Below are 20,652 nucleotides of genomic sequence, written 5' to 3' on the forward strand. Positions count from 1 at the left end.
TATATTAATTATATTAAATATAATTTATATAAAAATTATTTGTTTTTAACAATATCATGTTATTAACATATTTTTGTGATTTTATTTGAAATCGATATAAAATATTGATAGCAATTAAATTCAGTTGATTAAATAATAAATAATTATAAATTTTGTATAATATGAAATATTGATATTTTTGGTTTCTTATTTTTTGATTTTATTATTATGTATATTGTACATAATATAATTTTTCCAAAAAACTGAATGATTTGAATCACATCATTGTGATAGTTTATTTCATTTTATATGTAAAATTATATTTAGTATTCATTTTTATACAGTTGATTTTTTTTAACATAACGTAATACTAGAGGTGGTAATATTTTTTTACTATTTTTTTTATCATACTGATATTTTCTTATCTCAGTCGAAGAAATATTTAATAAAGGAGTATTCGCTAAATATATAGCTCCAAATGGTTTATATCTAAGTATTGCTGGAAAATAAACTTGATATTGTTTAATCCATTGTCTCATATATATATTTTCAAAACATTTATTGGTGTATCCAGGTCGAGGATACACCAATAAATGACAAATTTTTAAAATTTTTTGCCAATTAAACCAAGTATTAATTGACAGTAATGAATCCTGTCCAATAATAAAGGCCAATGATTTTTTCCAACCTATTTGTTGTCTAATAGAGAGGATAGTTTCTATTGTATAAGATGGTGTTATACGATTAAATTCACGAGTATCTATACTAAAAAGAGGTTTATGTTTGATTGCTAATTTTAACATATCTAATCTTTGTTGAGCAGTTGTTGTGGGCTGTGATTTATGTGGTGGGATGTGATTTGGAATCAAAATAACTTTTTGTAAGTAAACTTGTTGAGCTAGTTTTTCAATTGGAAGTAGATGACCATAGTGAATAGGATCAAAAGTACCACCAAATAGTGCTTTAATAACTGGAAAATTAGATTTTTGTTTAGCTTGTAAATTCATTAATGAAACTTTTTGTTATTGTTTCGCTACACAATAATATAGACAAAATTTCTAGTAAAGGCCAAATAATATAGCAATAATCTTTTTTTAAATTTACTTCTACTTTATTAAGTATTTGTATAGCAAGCTGTAATTTATAAATTGATAATCTTTTTATTGCAGTACTGATAATAGGTCTACGATATTGCCACACGTTATTTTGATTAAATAATTTAATTAAATCTTTTCCTTTACTTTGATATTTTAATGTCAAAATTAATATAAGTTCACGTTGAATAATATGTAATAAAAATACATTTTCATAATTTTCTTTTTTTAATTGTTGTAAAATATGCCAGCTACGTTTAATATTACCTTGAAGTAACATATCAATCCAATGATATGGTTTAAAATGAACGTTATCATTTACTACTTTTTGAACACGAGATAAGGTAAAGTTACCATCAGGATACAATATTAATAATAATTTAAATATTTGATTTAGAGCTAGTAAATTTCCTTCATAGTAATAGCATAGTAACTGAATAGATTGTTCATCTAAGGTAATTGACATAACTTTTGCTCTTTTAGATATCCATTTTGGAAATTGATGTAGTTCAGGTGTTTGGCAATTAATGTAAACCCCGTCTTTGCTTATTTTTTTATACCATATACTATTTTCCTGTTCTTTCGTTAATTTTTTGGCACATAATATTAGTAATAAATCAGAGTGTAATAATTTGCTTAATTTTAGAAGTTTGTTTTTTAAAATCGTCGTATAACCACTTTCAGGTAAAATTAAAATAATTATTTGTCTTCTTGAAAATAAGCTATAAGATTTACTAAGGTGATAAATATTATTCCAGTCAGTATTAGTATCAAGTGAATATGTATAACGTTCAGTAAAACCTTTTTTATGAGCTATTTCACAGATTTTATCAATACTTTCCTGTAATAAAAAAGCATCATCACCAATAACTAAATAGCAAGATCTTATCTTATCATTAAGATATAAGTTGAGGTTTGTTGTACATATATGAATCATTATTGAATTATTAATATTTTACTCATATTTTATAGGACTTATGTTTTTCAAAATATTTATATTAAATATTACCATAAATAATTAGTAATTTATCAATTAATTGACAAACAGCTTCTTCGTATATTTCTTGTTTAATAACTTCATTTTCAGCTTCTCTAGCTAATATTTCCAATGGATTATCAAAAAAAGTTCTTTCTACGCGTACGTTTATTGGATAAGAAGTACCATTTGGTAGAATAAATAGTACATTTAGAAAAAAAATTAATTTTTTTTCTGCACTTTTCCCATCTTGATAAATAGAAACAGTTTCTATTTTTTTTGAGGTATTTTCAATTTTTAAAATTGGTATATTCTGAACGGCTTCATTCATTAATCTGATATTGTTTAACTTTAATTGTTGCTTAATTATATGTGTAATATGTCCATAGGAATTATTAATATTTAATTTTAATATTTTTAATTCTTTGGGTATTTTATCAGTATCGTGTAAATGAAATCCACAACCATTTATAATTATTATAAATGTAATAATAAATAAGATTAAATAACGCATATTATTCTTTAATTAAATGACAATAAATTTTAATAAATAAAATTTAATAATTTAAGTGGTATATAAATTACTTTTTTAATAGTTTTATCTTTAAGATATTTAGCTATGTGAAATTCTTTTTTTGCCATGTCTAATATAGTATCTTGAGATGTATTGACGTCTACAATGATATTACCTTTAACTTTACCATTAATTTGTATAAAAATAACTTTAGTATTTTTTATGATTGCTTGTTCATTAGCAATAGGCCAACTAGCGTTATCAATATCCCCTTGCTGATTAAGTGCCTTCCACATAATAAAACAGGCATGAGGAATAATAGGTGATAATAGTAGTATGATAACCTCTAATGATTCCTGTATTAATGCACGATCTTGCTCACTGTTGTTTGATATTTTTGTTAATTTGTTCATAAATTCCATAATTGAGGCAATTGCAGTATTAAAAGCATAACGTTGGTCAATATCATTAGTTACCTTAGATATTGTTTTATGCAAATCACACCATATGTTTTTTTGATATTGATTTAGAATAGATTTATTCAAGGGTATAGTTTTTCCTTTTTTTGTGTGTTCAAAAACAGTACGCCAGAGACGACGAATAAAACGATTCATACCATTTAAACTTGATTCCTTCCATTCTAAATTATTTTCTGGTGGTGCTGCAAACATTATAAATAACCTTACTGTATCAGCTCCATATTTTTTTATCATTAATTGTGGGTTTATGCCATTATTTCTAGATTTAGACATTTTACTCATACCTTTATAAAATAGCTTGTTTCCATTTTTATCTATAGCTTTAATGATCTCATTTTTTTTATTTCTTTTTACTATTACATCATTTGGTGATACCCAAATACGTTCACCTTTTTTTCCTAGATAATAAAATGCATCTGCTAATACCATTCCTTGACATAAAAGTCGTTTAACTGGTTCATCTGTATTAACTAAACCAAAATCACGCATTAATTTATGAAAAAAACGAAAATATAATAAATGCATAATAGTGTGTTCAATACCACCTATATATTGATCTACTGGAAGCCAGTAATTAGTAGCTGCTAGATCTAACATTGCTTTATCATAATGAGGACATGTATAACGAGTATAATACCATGATGATTCTACAAATGTGTCAAAAGTATCAGTATCACGTAATGCTATATAACCATTAATTTTGGTTTTTGCCCATTGTGGGTTTATTTTTATATTTTGAACTTTTCCATGTATTCTATGTATCAAGATATCTTCAGGTAAAATTACTGGAAGTTGTTTTTCTGGTACTGGTATAGTAGAACCATTTTCTAAAGTTACCATAGGAATAGGTGTTCCCCAATAACGTTGACGAGATACGCACCAATCACGTAATCGATAATTAATTTTTCGTTTCCCATTACCTTGTGTAATTAATTTTTCAGCAATAGCATTAGCACCTGTTTTATTATCTAATCCACTGAATTCACCAGAATTAATTAAAATATTTTTTTTAATTAATAATTCTTTTTTTATACTTGTGATATTTTGTTTATAATTAATAATAACTGATTTAATAGGTAAATTATATTTAGTTGCAAATTCAAAATCATTTTTATTATGTCCTGGAATAGCCATCACTACCCCTGTATGATATTCCATTAATATAAAATTAGTTATCCAGATTGGTATCCTTTTATTAGTTAGTGGATGTATTGCAAATAAATTAGTATTAATACCTTTTTTTTCTATATTTGCTATTGCTTCTTCAGCTATTTTAATATTACTATTTTTATTAATAAAAGAGTTAAGTTCATTATTTGTTTTTGCAAGACTTTTTGCTAATGGATGATTTGTTGCAATAGCTAAATAAGTTACACCCATAAAAGTATCTAATTTTGTAGTATAAGCAATTAATGTTTTATCATTATTTTCTAATTTAAAAGTAATTTCAATTCCTTCTGAACGCCCAATCCAATTACGTTGCATAGTTTTAACATCTTCTGGCCATCCATCTAATTTATCTAGATCATTTAGTAATTCTTCTGCATATGCGGTGATTTTAATAAACCATTGAGGAATTTCTATTCGTTCTATAGGTGTATTACAACGCCAACAATTACCATCGATAACTTGTTCATTAGCTAAGACAGTTAAATCATTTTTACACCAATTAACAGATGATAGCCTTTTATAAGCTAACCCTTTTTCATAAATTTTAGTAAAAAACCATTGTTCCCAACGATAATATTCTGGTGTACAAGTTGTAATTTCTCTACTCCAATCATAACTAAATCCAAGCATTTTTAATTGATTTTTCATATAACTAATATTGGAATAAGTCCAAGTTGCAGGATCAGTATTATTTTGTATGGCAGCATTTTCTGCAGGTAACCCAAAGGCATCCCAACCTATAGGTTGTAGAACATTTTTTCCTAACATTCTTTGATAACGTGATATAACATCACCGATAGTATAATTTCTAACATGTCCCATATGTAGTTGACCAGATGGATATGGTAACATTGATAGGCAATAAAATTTTTCTTTATTAATATCTTCTGTTACTTTAAATGTTTGTTTTTTTTCCCAATGTTGTTGCACTAGTATTTCTACTTCTTCTGGTATATACTGTTCTTGCATTGATGGGATATTCCTATAATTAAATGTTATATAAAATTAATATTTATTTATTCTATATTGCTATAAAATATATTTTAATTGTTTTTAATAACTATAAAAACTTTTAATTGCTTTTTTATTTTACTAGAAATATTAAATTAATTTTATTTACAATAATAAAATTTATATTTAAATAGCATTTTAAATTAAGTTCTTAGATATTTGATATAACTAATATTGTATAATGATTTCTTAATAAGAAAGAAGAAGAATATTATTTTGTATTTTTTATTTTTACATAAAAAAATATTTTATCAATAGATTGGATAAATTAATTTTTTCTTAAATTAAATATTTAAATATACATAATTGTATATGTAAGTTGTTTATTTTAAGTAATTGATTAAACAGATGGTTTATTATGTGTTTTTCTTTAAAAATTTTTATTTATAATTTTTAATTATTTATAGGATATATAAATATCTATTTTATTTTTGTGCTAAGCTAAAATATTATAAAAAATAATATTAGTACATTCTATACTACATCCCTATTTTCTATTATACAATTGAATATTAATTCAATATATCATACATTTTTTATAAAAAAGCAACTATTTACTAAAAATTAATTAGATGATTAACAGCTAAAAATAAAATATATATAATAATATAATATAAAGATAAAAATTATAACTGATATTATCATAAAATATATTTTTTAAAAAATTCAAAATAATATATATTGTATATATAAAATATAAAAAGAGAAAATTCACACTGTGATTTTATCAAAATTACAACAAATCAAAACTCAACAATACCTTGAAAAATTAGCAAAATTATCTCAGGATGTATCTGGATTCACCACTTTATATCAACCAGAAAGTTTTCGTAAAGCATTATTAGATAATATTGCTAAAGCTAAAAAATATATTTATATCACTACACTTTATTTCGAATCTGATGATGCAGGATCAGATATATTAAATGCATTATATCAAGCTAAGATAGCTAGACCAACATTAGATATAAAAATAATGGTTGATTGGCATCGTGCGCAACGATGCCGTATTGGTGGATCTAAAAATTCAACTAATGCTGAATGGTATTATCAAATGGCTATATCTCATCCTGAATTAAATATTGCTATTTTTGGCATTCCTGTAAATACACTAGAAGCTTTAGGTGTTTTTCATGTAAAAGGTTTTATCTTTGATAATAATATCATTTATACTGGTGCTAGTATAAATAATGTTTATCTTAAACAAAATAAACGTTATCGCTATGATCGCTATCATATATTAAATAATACACAATTAGCTATAACAATGAAAAGTTTTATTGATCAATGCTTATTATCTTCACCAGCTATCCAACTTCTAAATCAAGTATATTACCGAAGTAATACTAAAATAAAGCGTTTTATTAAAAAATTTCGTCATAATTTAAAAAGCTCTCATTATCAATTTAAAAATAATGCTACTAATGGAGAATTAGCAGTGACTCCATTAATCGGCTTAGGTAAAAGAAATGAATTAAATAAAATTATTTTATATCTAATGCATTGCACAAAAAATAAGATGATTATCTGCACTCCTTACTTTAATTTACCAACTATTTTAATACATATAATTATTAAATTATTACGTGATGGTAAACAACTGGAAGTTATCATTGGCGATAAAACGGCTAATGATTTTTATATTCCACCAGAAGAACCATTTAAAATTATTAGTACATTACCTTATCTATATGAGATAAATTTGAGAAGATTTATATATCGTCTACAATCTTTTGTAGATAATCAACAATTAACTATCAGGCTATGGAAAAATGGAGATAATAGTTACCATTTAAAGGGTATTTGGATAGATAATAATTGGCAGTTAATAACAGGTAATAATCTAAATTCTCGTGCATGGGGATTAGATTTAGAGAATGCAATATTAATCCATGATCCTGAAAATGTTTTATTTCAACAAAAAAATAAGGAATTAAAATGTATAACAAATTATACAAATATTATACATTCTTATCAAGAAATAGATAATATTCAACATTATCCAGTAAAAGTCAAACAACTTATTCGTCGTTTAAATAGAATTTATGTTGATAACTTAATACGTCGTATTATTTAATAAAAGAAATTATTTATTTTTATTATCTAAATTTTACTAAAATAATTTTTATTACCAAATAATAGATAAATAAATTTATTGATCTAATACTAATAATAGTATATTAATCTTTTGATTAATTATAAATGAAAATTTATAGTAGGAAATATTTTTGTATATTCATCTTGAAATATTAAAACAAAGACTAGATTCAATTAATCAATTAAGATTAATTCGTGCATATTCATCTATGAGTGATCAGTTAAAAATAATATATGAGTTACTCCCAATTCTGTTAAATTATCATCATCCTATTTTACCAGGATATATAGAAGGTGATGTACCTGTTGGTATTTGTTTTTTTGTGCCTGATACAGATCAAATTAATTGGTTAAAGCAATTTGATATAAATTTTTATTTTGAACCAATTTTATATAAAAATAACAGTGAATTACCTATTATAGGTATTTATTCTATGGGTAGTACTTCATCAATTGGTCAAAATAATAATTCCGATTTAGATATTTGGATATGTCATCAATCATGGTTAAATAAAAATGAAAAAAAACTTTTGCAAAAAAAATGCACATTAATTAAAAAATGGATATCTTCATTTGGTGTTGATGTTACGTTATTTTTAATTGATGAAAATTTGTTTCACGATAACATTAGTAATAGTATTATTAGTGATTCTGAACATAAAACTAGAACAATACAATATATTTTATTATTAGATGAATTTTATCGCACATCAGTCCGCATAGCTGGAAAACGTTTATTGTGGATGATAATACCTGTAGAAGAAGAAAAAAATTATGATGAATATGTTTTATTATTATATGCACAAGGAATTTTACTTCAAAATGAATGGTTAAATTTAGGTGGTTTAGGAAAATTGTCATTAAATGAATATTTGAGAGCTAGTATATATCAATTATATAATAGTACTAATTTTTCTTATAAAACTATATTAAAAAGTATTTTGTTAGAATCATATTTTATGAATTCTCATTATGGAGAATTATTATCTATAGAATTTAAAAAGAGATTACATGCTGGACAAATGATTTATTATGGGCTAGATGCTTATTGTTTAATGTTGGAACGTGTTACATGTTATTTGATAAATATAAATGATTTTGCATTACTTGATATAATTAGATGTTGTTTTTATCTAAAAGTTAATGAAAAATTATCTGATAAAAATAATAAATTTATAAATAATAATTGGCGTAAGCATGTATTATCCCAGCTTGTTATTTCATGGAAATGGAATATAAAGAAATTAAGGATTTTAGATAATAAAAATAATTACATAATAGATCAGTATCAGTATGAGTATAAAAAATATTTACAAAGGAATGCGTACTGATCACAATTTAGGATTTTACTAAGCTTGAATTTTTATTAATTAATACAATCAATAAGATATTGATTACTTTAAAAGTAAAAATTATATATAATTTTTAAAACTATTTTAAAAAATTCTAATTAATAAATTTTATTGTATTTATTTGAAAGTTAAACTTTAATTTGTGCACATCTGTTATCTTATTTATGTAGATTTTGTTTAATCTCATCTAAATATACTGAAATTATAAATTTAAGATTCATATACTCTTAAAAAAATAATTATTCTGCTATATATAAAATTAATTTATTGTTATTGATGTGGATATATTTTTTAAACTTTTACTTCTTACATACTTTATTTGAAAATATAAGCTCATACTTAATAAGTTCAAACTTAATATAATATGATCATATTAGAATTTAAATATAAACATATTAATAGTAATATAAAATTTTTTTGTTTTTGCATTTAACATTAATTCAAGAATATAAAAAATATTTATATATTTTCTTTATAGTTAATTATTTATTAATTTAAAATTTATTACTTTAATTAAAAAAAAATTGACTTTAGTTTGATTTATCAAATCAATTTATTGCAATAAAAATGTTTTATTAAATGTTTTTGCATGATATTTATTATTGTTATTGTAAATAATATATTAATTAATATAACTGTTATAGTGAGCTAAGTTTATAGTATTATAAAAAGCAAATATTTTAGTATAGTGTTTCATATTTATATTTTTATATTTTTAAATGCATAATTAAATCCATATATTATTTTATATTCTGCTATATAATATAATTTTTGTATATCGAAATAATATTCTTATTTTTTTCTGATTATATTATAAATTATTATAATTTATAATTAAGAATATGAATTATTAAATTAATGATAAAGGTTAATTTCTCTATTAATGATATCAATATTTGTTTTTAAAACTATCTGTATATCATTTTTAATGATCATGAAAAAATGATTTAAAATTAAATTTTACATAAAAATAATTAATCATAATATATATAAATAAACATTTCACGTATCGATTAATGAAAAGAATTAATTATACTGGAGTATAAAATGCAGTTTTCTAAAATGCATGGTTTGGGTAACGATTTTATGGTAGTAGATGCTGTAACCCAAAATGTTTGTTTTTCTACTGAACTTATTTGCCGTTTATCAGATAGATATAAGGGAGTTGGATTTGATCAGCTTTTATTAGTTGAAGCTCCTTATGATCCAGAGTTTGATTTTCATTATCGTATTTTTAATGCTGATGGTAGTGAAGTTTTCCAATGCGGCAATGGTGCTCGTTGTTTTGCTCGTTTTGTTCGTATGAAAAAACTTACAAATAAACGTCTTATCAAAGTTAGTACTCAATCTAGTAGAAAATTGATATTATTAGTAGAAGAGAATGAAGATATTTGTGTTAACATGGGTGTTCCTGAATTTAAGTCATTTAACTTATTCTTTAAAAAAGAAAAAATAAAAAAAAAATACATATCAACAATTCAACAAACAAGATTATGTGGTATAGTTTTCATAGGCAATACTCATTGTGTATTACAGGTAGAAAATGTTGACACTATTAAAGTTAATTTATTGGGATCAATTCTTGAAAAGAATAAATTTTTTCCTGATAAGCCTAATATAGGATTTATGCAAATTGTTAATCATGAACATATCAAGTTACGAGTACATGAACGTGGTGTAGGAGAAACTCAAGCTTGTGGTAGTAGTTCTTGTGCAGCAGTTGCTATAGGTATTAAACAAGGTTTATTAAAAAATAATGTACGAGTTGATTTACCTGGTGGTATGTTGAAAATACATTGGAATGGATTAGGTCATCCATTATTTATGATTGGTCCTGCAATACATGTATATGATGGTATTATTCATTTTTAATTTTTATTCTTTTCTAAAGTTTTTAAAATTTTATTTAACAGACAATTTTTATTTACAATTTTATTGTAGCTAAATAGAGTTTTATTTTAAATTTGTTTGGGTTTATTGTTTTTAAATATATAAAATTATTTCTAATATTAAATTAGAAATCAAAATTAAAATTAAATTTATGTTGATTTTTAATAAAATTAATATATAATTTTATACAAAACAGCATGTTAAAATTAAAAGCATAACATAATTATGTATTCCATAGTTACTTGATTTTAAATAATCTGCGTATTTTTATATAAAAAGCATTTTTCAAATAAATTTATTATTTTTCTTATTAAAATATTTTGAACTGATTTTTTTAAAAGAATATTCATATAGTTTAGTTAATAGAATTTATATATGTTTTAATACAATATTATTAAAAAATTATTAATAATACAATGATTTAGTAAAAATCATTGTATTATTATGAAAATATTTTCGTATTTTTCATTAATTTTAAAAGTTTTATAATATTAAAAATTTTATAAATTGAAATAACTATTCTAGTTATTGTTTTGTTTTTATTTGTGTAGATAAGATTATAACTATAAGATTAATTAAATTAATCTTTTGTTTTATTAAAACTATATTATTCAAAAATCAATAATAATTGACTAAATTAATTATATAAATAATTAATTTATATAAATATTTAATATATTTTACATAGAAAAATGTATATTACCATATTAATAATTAACAATGTTAAGTGTTTTTTTTAAATAAAAATTGTACATTTTATGTATATGATAAATAATTTAGTTTTTATTTTATATATTTATATAACCTTATGTTTTTAAAGATTTTTTTAAAGATTAATAACTTTATTTTATAATTCATAAATTATTATAGATATGAAATTTTTTAATTTACTTAACAATTTAAATGATAAACAAAAAGAAGCTGTTTCTGCAGATAGGATTAATATGTTAATACTTGCTGGTGCTGGTAGTGGCAAAACTAGGGTGTTAATTTATCGTATAGCATGGTTATTATTAGTTGATAAAGTTCATCCTCTTTCTATTATGGCGGTAACCTTTACAAATAAAGCAGCAGATGAGATACGTTGTCGTGTTAAAACTTTATTAGGTAGTAATATTAATCCGGCAGGAATATGGGTAGGAACTTTTCATGGATTAGCATATCGTTTATTACGTCTTCATTATTTAGATGCTAAATTACCACGTAATTTCCAAATATTGGATAATAATGATCAATATCAATTATTACTTAGAATTATCAAAACTATTAATTTAGATAAAAGTAAATGGTTACCTCGTCAAGCTATGTTATATATTAATAAAAAAAAAGATGAAGGATTAAGGCCAGAGTATATTGAAAGTTATAGTAATCCAATTGAAGAAATGTGGTTAAGAGTTTATAAAATTTATCAAGAAGAATGTGATAAATCAGGGTTAGTTGATTTTTCTGAAATATTATTACGTTCACAGGAATTATGGTTAAATAATCCTGATATACTAAAGCATTATAGTAATCGTTTTACTAATATTTTAGTTGATGAATTTCAAGATACTAATAGCATCCAATATGCGTGGATCAGGTTGCTAGCTAGTAATACTAGCAAGCTGATGATTATTGGAGATGATGATCAGTCAATTTATAGTTGGCGAGGTGCTCAAATAGAAAATATTCAACGATTTCTGCATGATTTTCCAGAAACAAAAATTATAAGGATGGAACAAAATTATCGTTCTACTAAGAATATTTTGAAATCAGCTAATACATTAATTACTAATAACAATAATAGATTAGGGAAATTTTTGTGGACAGAAGGTCCTGATGGTGATCCTATATCTATTTATTGTGGTATTAACGAATTAGATGAGGCACGTTATGTTATTAATAAAATTAAGCAATGGAATGAAGCTGGAGGTAATTTAAACGAATGTGCAATTCTTTATCGTAATAATGCTCAATCACGTATATTTGAAGAAACATTATTATATTTTTCAATTCCCTATTGTATTTATGGTAATCAAAAATTTTTTGAAAGACAAGAAGTTAAAAATGTACTTGCTTATTTGCGTCTAGTGGCTAATCGTAACGATGATATATCATTTGAACGAGTAGTAAATGTTCCTCCACATGGTATAGGCAAAAAAACATTAGAAATTATTCGTACAGTAGCACAGAAAAACCAACTTACTCTTTGGAAGAGTTGCGAATATTTATTAACTGATAATATTCTTGCTCGTAATAAGAATATAGCTATTAGTAGATTTCTTAGTTTAATTAATTCCTTAGATCAAGAAACATATGGTATGACATTACATGTACAGATAGAACAGATTATCCTGAAGTCAGGGCTACGTAATATGTATGAAAAGAAAAAAGAGAATAAAGGACAAGAGCGTATTAATAATCTTAATGAATTGTTAACTACTACTAAGCAATTTAATTATCAAGAAGATAGTCAAGATATAACACCAATAAATGCATTTTTATCTTATGTTACATTAAGATCTGATGATAGTTTGGTGAAAGAAAATCAAGATACAGTACAATTAATGACAATTCATGCAGCAAAAGGTCTGGAATTTCCATTAGTTTTTATTGTAGGTATGGAAGAAGGTATATTTCCAAATCAAATGAATATTGAAGATGTTAGATGGTTAGCAGAAGAACGTAGATTGGCTTATGTTGGATTAACTAGAGCAATGAAAAAATTGATATTAACTTATTCTAAAAGTCGTCAATTATATGGTAAGGAGGTATATCATTCTCCTTCTCGTTTTATAGATGAATTACCTATAGAATGTATTAAAAAAGTTTATTTGAATACAAATATTTCAAATTCTATTAGTTATAAACGAACTAATACTAAAATGAATAAAAATTATAATAATTATTTATTAGGCCAAGTAGTTTATCATTCTAAGTTTGGAAATGGAACTATTATTAATTTTGAGGGCAATGGCGATCGTTTCCGTATACAGGTTATTTTTAATTCTGTAGGTATAAAATGGTTAGTTGTAAATTATGCTAAATTAAAATGTCAATAAAAATACATTATTATTTATAAATATAAAATAATATTAATCATCACAAATAATTTATTTTATTTCTTTCATTTGCTATTTAGATTTTAAAAAAGGGGGTGCCATAACATGTTGTTGGCATTTAAATTAAAGAATAGTTATTTGTATCGTCTTAAATTAAATTCTGGTGAAAAATTGACAGATGCTATATGGATTGATTTGATGGAGCTTGATGAAAAAGAAAGGCAAAAAGTTCAAACTGAATTAAAACAATTATTAGTAACCCCATCTGAATTAACTGATATTGAGGCTTCAGCTAGATTTTTTGAAGATGAGTATGGTTTACATATTCATTCTTTTTTTTATTATCAAGATAAAAATGAACATGTTGATAATTCTACTGTTGCTTTTACTTTTTGTGATGGTCGTTTATATACTTTACGGGAACGAGATTTACCTGCCTTTAATTTATATTTGATGCGTTCAAAAAGTCAAAAATTAATTAATGCTAATGCCTATGAGTTATTTTTAGATTTATTTGAAATTAAAATTGAGCAACTTGCTAATACAATAGAGAATATTTACTCAGTATTAGAAACGTTAAGTAGAATTATATTAGAAGCTAAAAACGGAGTTAGTACGGATAGCGCTCTTTCTAATTTAGCTGAACAAGAAGATATTGGTTGGAAAGTTAGGTTATGTTTAATGGATAGTCAACGAGCTTTGAATTTTTTAATTCGCAGAGCAAAATTATCAACAAGACAATTAGATCAAGCTAGAGATATTTTACGTGATATTGAATCACTATTACCCCATAACGAATCATTATTTCAGAAAGTAAACTTTCTTATGCAAGCAGCAATGGGGTTTATTAATATTGAACAAAATCGCATTATTAAGATTTTTTCTGTTGTTTCTGTAATTTTTTTACCTCCAACATTAGTAGCATCTAATTATGGTATGAATTTTGAATTTATGCCTGAATTAGAATGGCGTTTTGGTTATCCTATAGCCATTATATTAATGATTATAGCAGGATTAGCTCCTTATTTTTATTTTAAACGTAAAAATTGGCTATAATGAATTTATTAATTTTGATGAATTTACTTATAAAATCAGCAAAAGAGTAGCAAATAAAATAATGTGTAGTAATAATTTAATTATTGATTTTATTAAGTTATTTTTAAATTTTGTAAAAATTTCTACTATTTTAAGTATTTTGATGATTTTTAATATGAAAGATATAAAATATATATTATGTAATAATATGTTAATTTATAGAACATAGGTATTAGTTATTAGATATAAATTGATTACTATTTTAGTAATAAAAAATATAATATATTTTGATATAAAATAATTATTAGATTGAATTTAATTATTTGAAAATAACTACATATAATATTAATTAAAATAAAAATGTTTTAAATTATTATCAATGGGATAACTTATGATATCTACATTGAGTATTATGTATGATAAATTCATATATAATTACATTATCTAATGTATGCTGGTTTAAAGTATTAAGATTTATTTTTTTATTTTTTAAATAAAAATAGAACAAGATACAATCTCTATATTTATAATGTAATAATTATTGGAAAATATTATTTGTTTTTATTTAAATAAATATAATTTGTTAAATTATGATAATTTTTTTGTTTTATTTCTAAATATCGTATCGTCTATTATATGAATTTTAGCTTGAAATGAAGTACATGGTAAAATAATTCCATTTTTTTCAAAACTAATTAGTATATTTTGATGTACTTCATGTTTAGCAGGCATTCTGTGTCCCATTTCAGCTACATAAATACGTAATTCAAAAATTTGAATTCCTTTTTGTAAATCAATTAAATATGCTTCAGGTGCAGGATTAGTTAAAATAGTAGGTGTTTTTTTGGCAGCCTCTATTAAAATTTGACTAATTTTAAGACTATCTATATCAGATGGTGCTGGAATAGTTAACACTATACGTGTAATAGTATCTGATAATGACCAATTAATAAATTGTTCTGTAATAAATGCTTTATTAGGGACAATAATTTCTTTTCGATCCCAATCTGTTAAAGTTGTTGCTCTAGTATTAATTTTAGTAATACTTCCAGTTAAATTACGAATAGTTACAGTATCGCCAATACGAATTGGTTTTTCAAATAAAATCATTAAACCAGAAATTATATTAGCAAAAATTTCCTGCAGTCCAAAACCTAATCCAACACCCATAGCAGCAATTAACCATTGTAATTTTGACCACTCTATACCAAGCATTGAGAATCCTATTAATGTACCTATTAGAGCTATAGTGTATTTTGTTAAAGTTGTGATTGCATAACCTGTGCCTGGAGTTAAATCAAGATGCTGTAATAGAGCTAATTCTAATAATGCTGGTAAGTTTCTAACTAATTGTGTAGTAATGATAATAATAAGAATAGTAATAAATAAAGAACTTAAAGTAATAGGTTGAATAGTATCTACACCATTAACTGTAGTATTGACGTTCCAAAGTTGTATATTTTCTAAAAAAGAAAATGCTGAGTGTAATTCAGACCAAAGTAAAATTAAAGATACTAATGCTATCATAGTTAGGATAGATCTAACTAAACCAAGAGATTGTGTACTTATTGTATCCAAATCAATAGTGCTTTCTTCGATATCTACTAAACATTCCCCACTACTATTGATATTAGTATCACCTTCATCTTTTGCCCGTTGAGCTAAGATATCAGCTCGACGTTGTTTTGCCCTATCAAAAGCAATTTTACGTCTTTGAATAGACATCCATCTACGTATAATATGATAAATAATAAGCAAAAAAAACCAAATTGCAACAGAGGTTTCTAACCTAGCTAAAAGTTCTTGTGATGTTGAAAGATAACCTAAAAGTGCTGCAATAGCAGAAAAAATTGGAGCTATAATCAGCAATAACCATAGTATATTACTAACTGCATTCTCACCTGATCCATGGCGGGCTAAATAAAGTGGGACACCTACACGTTTTAAGTTATGTGTAATTAAACTTAATGCAAAACAAAGTAATAATAAACATAATCTACCTAAACTTGGAGCAAACTCACGGTCATTATAATATTCAAATGTAATTAAGGCAATCATTAATGGTACAATAGCAAAAATTGATAATTGATAATAACGCATTGCCTTCTTAACATTTTCTTCAGACCAATCGAAATGAGAAATAAATAATCCATTAGGTAATGCAAAAGTAGCACTAATCATAAAAAACCATAAAACTGGTGTTGTGGCTTTTAATCCTGAGCCAATAGCAGTAGCCATTGGAAATTGCCAAGCATTTTGTAATCCATAACCAATGGCGGACCATAAGATAGGTAAAGGTAATGCAATAAGAATTGACCAAAAAACAGTTCTTAATGTCAGAGAAAAGTGATCTTGAGTTACTTTTCCAATACGTGCACTTGCACGAATAAGAAAATTATTATAATGTTGATGAGTACTTATACTAAAAATAACTATAATAAAAGCAGAAATAAGATATAGTAAGCTATCTTGATTTGTAAATATAATTTTAATAGCTCCACTAAGTTGTGATAAAGTGTCTAATGATAGTAAACGAGTTAAATCTTTGACTATTATTATGGGATAATTGAGATTTATAGGATTAGTATCTGCAATCCAAAACATATAGCGATGGGTTGCATCTTTAATCTCATTTAGTGCGTCAGTTAATTGAGTTGTAGCAACTTTAAGTTTAGTTAATTCTAATATTTCACTATCATAACCAGAAATTATTGAGTTTAATAATTCTGTTCTAGTTTTCATAAGTGATTCAAAAATATCTTTTTGTGCTATTGTAAGGTTTTTTGTTTCAGTTTTTATTTCATTATTTTCTTTGTTGTTACTTAAATTAAGATTTTCCAACATATCTTGATATTTAAGATGCTCAACTCGCGTATTGATAATTTCTCTATCAATTTGTTGGTTTTTTGGAATTTCTGGCAAATGATATAATTGAGTTCTTAAAACTTCACCTAAAGCAGTTGAACCATTTAACCATTGAGCTTGTTCACGTATTGTTCTAATCGATTGACTTACGGTTAATATATCGATAGAAGTTTGACGATATCTTTGTTCAATATTATTTATTCTATATGATTGTTCATTAAGTATTTCTGATAATTTACGATTTATTTGTAATTGTTTTGTTAAAAATTGTGGTAGTTCTTCTCCTTGAGAAGCTAACATTTCAGTATGTTTCAGTGCTAATTGTGCTTTCTGTTGGCGTTGAAAATTTAAGTGATTTCTTAGGTTCTGTAGTTCTTGATCAATTTTCTGATAACGTTTTTTAAAAAGCTCAATACGTAAGCGAACAATTTCTTGACGATTATTAGCTGAAAGCTGTGCTATTTCTAGTTCATTTGTTTTTGCTTTTCTTGCTATTATTTCTATTTTTGCTAAATTATATTGTGCTTCAGCTAAAGTAGTCAGCGGGATAGGTAGTGATTGTAATTTAAATATAGAATTAGAAAGTAATTTTCTGGCTTCTAATAATTGTTGAGGTAATGTTATGATGGAATCACTAATGCTGCGATTAATATCCTGTTCTTGTTGAATTTTTCTGCCGTATTCTAGTAATTTACTACTAGCTTGGACAATGCGTTGTTCAAGTTCAAGAATTGTTATATTTGTCGGTATAGTAATATTTTTTTTATTTTCAATAAAAAATTTTTGTTGTAATTCTTGTATAATTTTAGGAAAATCGTCAATTGCTTTTTGGTAATCTTGTATTTTTTTTTCAGATTCTTTTGCTTCTAATAACCAATTTAATGAAACTTGTAATGCTTGAATAATTTCTGTATTTTTTTTATTTTTATTTATTTCTAGTTGTTTAATGTCTTTTTTTATTTGTGTTGCACTGAAGTCAATTTCTGCACATAAAGTTATTTTTATAAACGAGATGCTAGATATTATAAATAGTATGTAGACTATCATATGCACAATATAATTCCTTAGATAAATTTGCTTAAATCCATTTTATTTAAATTTTCTAGATTATTATGTTGGTAATTATTATTATAAATTGATTCTGCTAATAATTCACCTACTTGAGTTATTTTTCCTGGTAATAAATTAGAATTAAGTGTAATTTGATTTGATTCAAATAAATTAATTACTGTTGATCCTAATTGAAATTTTCCCATTTCTTCACCTTTTTTTATATAAATAGAATTTATTTTTTCTTTTTTTGGATAACTCCAATGTTGAATTATACCTTTTCTTTTATTATTAACACAACCATACCAACTAGTATTTATACTTCCTACAATTGTTGCACCTATGAGAATTTGTGCCATATTTCCTACTGGTGTATCAAAAATACAAATTAGTCGTTCATTACGAGCAAATAAATTTGGAATATTAATTACAGTTAATGGATTAACTGAAAATAAATCTCCAGGAACATAAATCATTTCAGTTAATAAACCATCACAAGGCATATGGACACGATGATAATTACTTGGAGATAAGTACGTTGTTACAAATAATCCATTACGAAATTTATTAGCAAGTATGTAATTACCTGCTAACAATGCTATTAAACTATAAGAATGTCCTTTAGCTTGTAAAATTTGATTATCTAAGATTAGCCCTAATTGAGTTATCATTCCATCTGCAGGTAATGCTAGTTTATTTTTACCTATAACAATAGGTCGAATATTTTCTTTTAATTGACGAGTAAAAAAATCATTGAATGTAGAATAAGCTGAAAGTTTACTTTCTTTTGCTTCATTCATGTCGACTTTATAAAATTTAACAAAAAGTTTAATAATTAGCTGAGTCAAACCAGCTATTTTCTGATTTGCAAACCATCCTGCTAATTGTGTTAGCTTTTTTTTAGGTAATAAATATTGTAAAATAATTTTTATTTTTTTCAGAAAATTAACCTGCAGTTAGATTTAATTATCATTAATAATCAAATATTAATTTATTCTTTATTTCAGTATACATTGTATGTTATACATTTATAATATTGGTTGTAGTATGTGTATAATTTATGATATATATCATTTTTTATTTTTAGTATATAAACCATGTCATAAATTGTATGATGCTTATATAAAGTTGATAATATCTTAAATTTTATAAAATTTTTATAATATATACCTATCTAATTTGTTATTTTTTCTTTTTTGATCTTCTTATTTTTATAATAAATTATTTTACTATTTTATTAAATAAATTAATTAATAAAAGTGACTTTACTTTTATTGTTAAAAAATTTTTATGTATTATATATTTGCGTTGTTAGTTTAACACAAAAATAAAAATGAAACATATGGTATAATATGACAAATAATAATTATAATTTAATTTGGATAGATTTAGAAATGACAGGATTAGATCCAGATCAGAATCGTATTATTGAAATTGCGACGATTGTTACTGATTCTAATTTAGAGATTCTATCTGAAGGACCAGTTATTGCTATTCATCAGTCAGAAAAACAAATATTACTTATGGATGAATGGAATATGATAACTCATAATAAAAGTGGATTAATTGATAGGGTAAAATGTAGTCAGTATAATGAAAATAAAGCGGAATTAGAAACAATTGTATTTTTAGAAAAATGGGTACCTAAAGGGGTTTCACCTATTTGTGGTAATAGTGTTGCCCAAGATCGCCGGTTCTTATTTAAATATATGCCTAAATTAGAAAAATATTTTCATTATCATTATTTGGATGTTAGCTCTTTAAGAGAGCTAGTTCTCAGGTGGAAACCAGAAATATTAAATGGTTTTATGAAAAAAAATACACATCAAGCGCTAGAAGATATATATGAATCAATTTCTGAAATTTCATATTATCGCAAGTATTTTATTAAATTGTAACTATTATTAGAAATTTTTAGAACATTTTACATTTTTATTTTATATAAATTATAGTTATTTATAACTTTTTTAGTTTAAAATATTACATATAAATTTTTGATATAATAAAATAAGTGTATTAAAAAATTTTTATTTATTTTATGATTAATTATACAAATTTTAATTTTGGAATAAATTATGAATATATACTATATCTCATTT

At 24.1% G+C, this 20,652-nt stretch carries 12 protein-coding genes; 6 read left to right on the forward strand and 6 right to left on the reverse strand.

The features are described from left to right. Positions 1–302: 302 nt before the first annotated feature. The 4 genes from nadD to leuS form a co-directional block, all read right to left on the reverse strand. A complete protein-coding gene (gene nadD / locus AUT07_RS02935) occupies positions 303–986 on the reverse strand; it encodes a nicotinate-nucleotide adenylyltransferase (protein WP_066283921.1) in 684 nt (227 codons plus the stop codon). Then, positions 970–2,010: a DNA polymerase III subunit delta gene (gene holA, locus AUT07_RS02940; protein ID WP_066283926.1), complete on the reverse strand. Its 1,041-nt coding sequence runs from the start codon at positions 2,008–2,010 to the stop codon at positions 970–972. The genes nadD and holA overlap by 17 nt, the downstream gene beginning before the upstream one ends. Positions 2,011–2,071: 61 nt before the next feature. Beyond that, the gene (gene lptE / locus AUT07_RS02945) at positions 2,072–2,563 is read right to left on the reverse strand and encodes an LPS assembly lipoprotein LptE (protein ID WP_066283931.1); all 492 of its coding nucleotides are present in this window, start codon (positions 2,561–2,563) and stop codon (positions 2,072–2,074) included. 29 nt (positions 2,564–2,592) lie between these two features. Beyond that, complete coding sequence (leuS, locus tag AUT07_RS02950; RefSeq protein ID WP_066283934.1) at positions 2,593–5,181, reverse strand: leucine--tRNA ligase; 2,589 nt, start codon at positions 5,179–5,181, stop codon at positions 2,593–2,595. A gap of 760 nt (positions 5,182–5,941) precedes the next feature. Between leuS and pssA the strand changes: the two genes are divergently transcribed. The 5 genes from pssA to corA all read left to right on the forward strand — a co-directional run bounded on the left by pssA (position 5,942) and on the right by corA (position 14,659). Next, positions 5,942–7,300, forward strand: a complete 1,359-nt coding sequence (pssA, locus tag AUT07_RS02955; RefSeq protein ID WP_066283937.1) for a CDP-diacylglycerol--serine O-phosphatidyltransferase — start codon at positions 5,942–5,944, stop codon at positions 7,298–7,300. A 151-nt stretch (positions 7,301–7,451) separates the two neighbouring features. After that, positions 7,452–8,651, forward strand: coding sequence for a class I adenylate cyclase (locus tag AUT07_RS02960; protein WP_066283941.1), 1,200 nt, complete (start codon positions 7,452–7,454; stop codon positions 8,649–8,651). A 1,068-nt stretch (positions 8,652–9,719) separates the two neighbouring features. Beyond that, positions 9,720–10,544 (forward strand): diaminopimelate epimerase, encoded by an 825-nt coding sequence (gene dapF / locus AUT07_RS02965; RefSeq protein WP_066283943.1) that lies wholly within the window; start codon positions 9,720–9,722, stop codon positions 10,542–10,544. An 890-nt stretch (positions 10,545–11,434) separates the two neighbouring features. Then, on the forward strand, positions 11,435–13,603 hold the full coding sequence (uvrD, locus tag AUT07_RS02970) for a DNA helicase II (RefSeq protein WP_066283945.1): 2,169 nt from the start codon (positions 11,435–11,437) through the stop codon (positions 13,601–13,603). A gap of 105 nt (positions 13,604–13,708) precedes the next feature. Next, the gene (gene corA, locus AUT07_RS02975) at positions 13,709–14,659 is read left to right on the forward strand and encodes a magnesium/cobalt transporter CorA (RefSeq protein ID WP_066283948.1); all 951 of its coding nucleotides are present in this window, start codon (positions 13,709–13,711) and stop codon (positions 14,657–14,659) included. Positions 14,660–15,226: 567 nt separating this feature from the next. Here corA and mscM read toward each other — a convergent pair. Continuing rightward, a complete protein-coding gene (mscM, locus tag AUT07_RS02980; protein ID WP_204200693.1) occupies positions 15,227–18,550 on the reverse strand; it encodes a miniconductance mechanosensitive channel MscM in 3,324 nt (1,107 codons plus the stop codon). Positions 18,551–18,567: 17 nt separating this feature from the next. Further along, the gene (gene asd, locus AUT07_RS02985; protein WP_083495551.1) at positions 18,568–19,494 is read right to left on the reverse strand and encodes an archaetidylserine decarboxylase; all 927 of its coding nucleotides are present in this window, start codon (positions 19,492–19,494) and stop codon (positions 18,568–18,570) included. Positions 19,495–19,905: 411 nt separating this feature from the next. Between asd and orn the strand changes: the two genes are divergently transcribed. Then, complete coding sequence (gene orn, locus AUT07_RS02990) at positions 19,906–20,451, forward strand: oligoribonuclease (protein ID WP_066283955.1); 546 nt, start codon at positions 19,906–19,908, stop codon at positions 20,449–20,451. Positions 20,452–20,652 lie beyond the last annotated feature (201 nt).

The sequence above is a fragment of the Candidatus Arsenophonus lipoptenae genome (assembly GCF_001534665.1).
Lineage (GTDB): Bacteria > Pseudomonadota > Gammaproteobacteria > Enterobacterales > Enterobacteriaceae > Arsenophonus > Arsenophonus lipoptenae.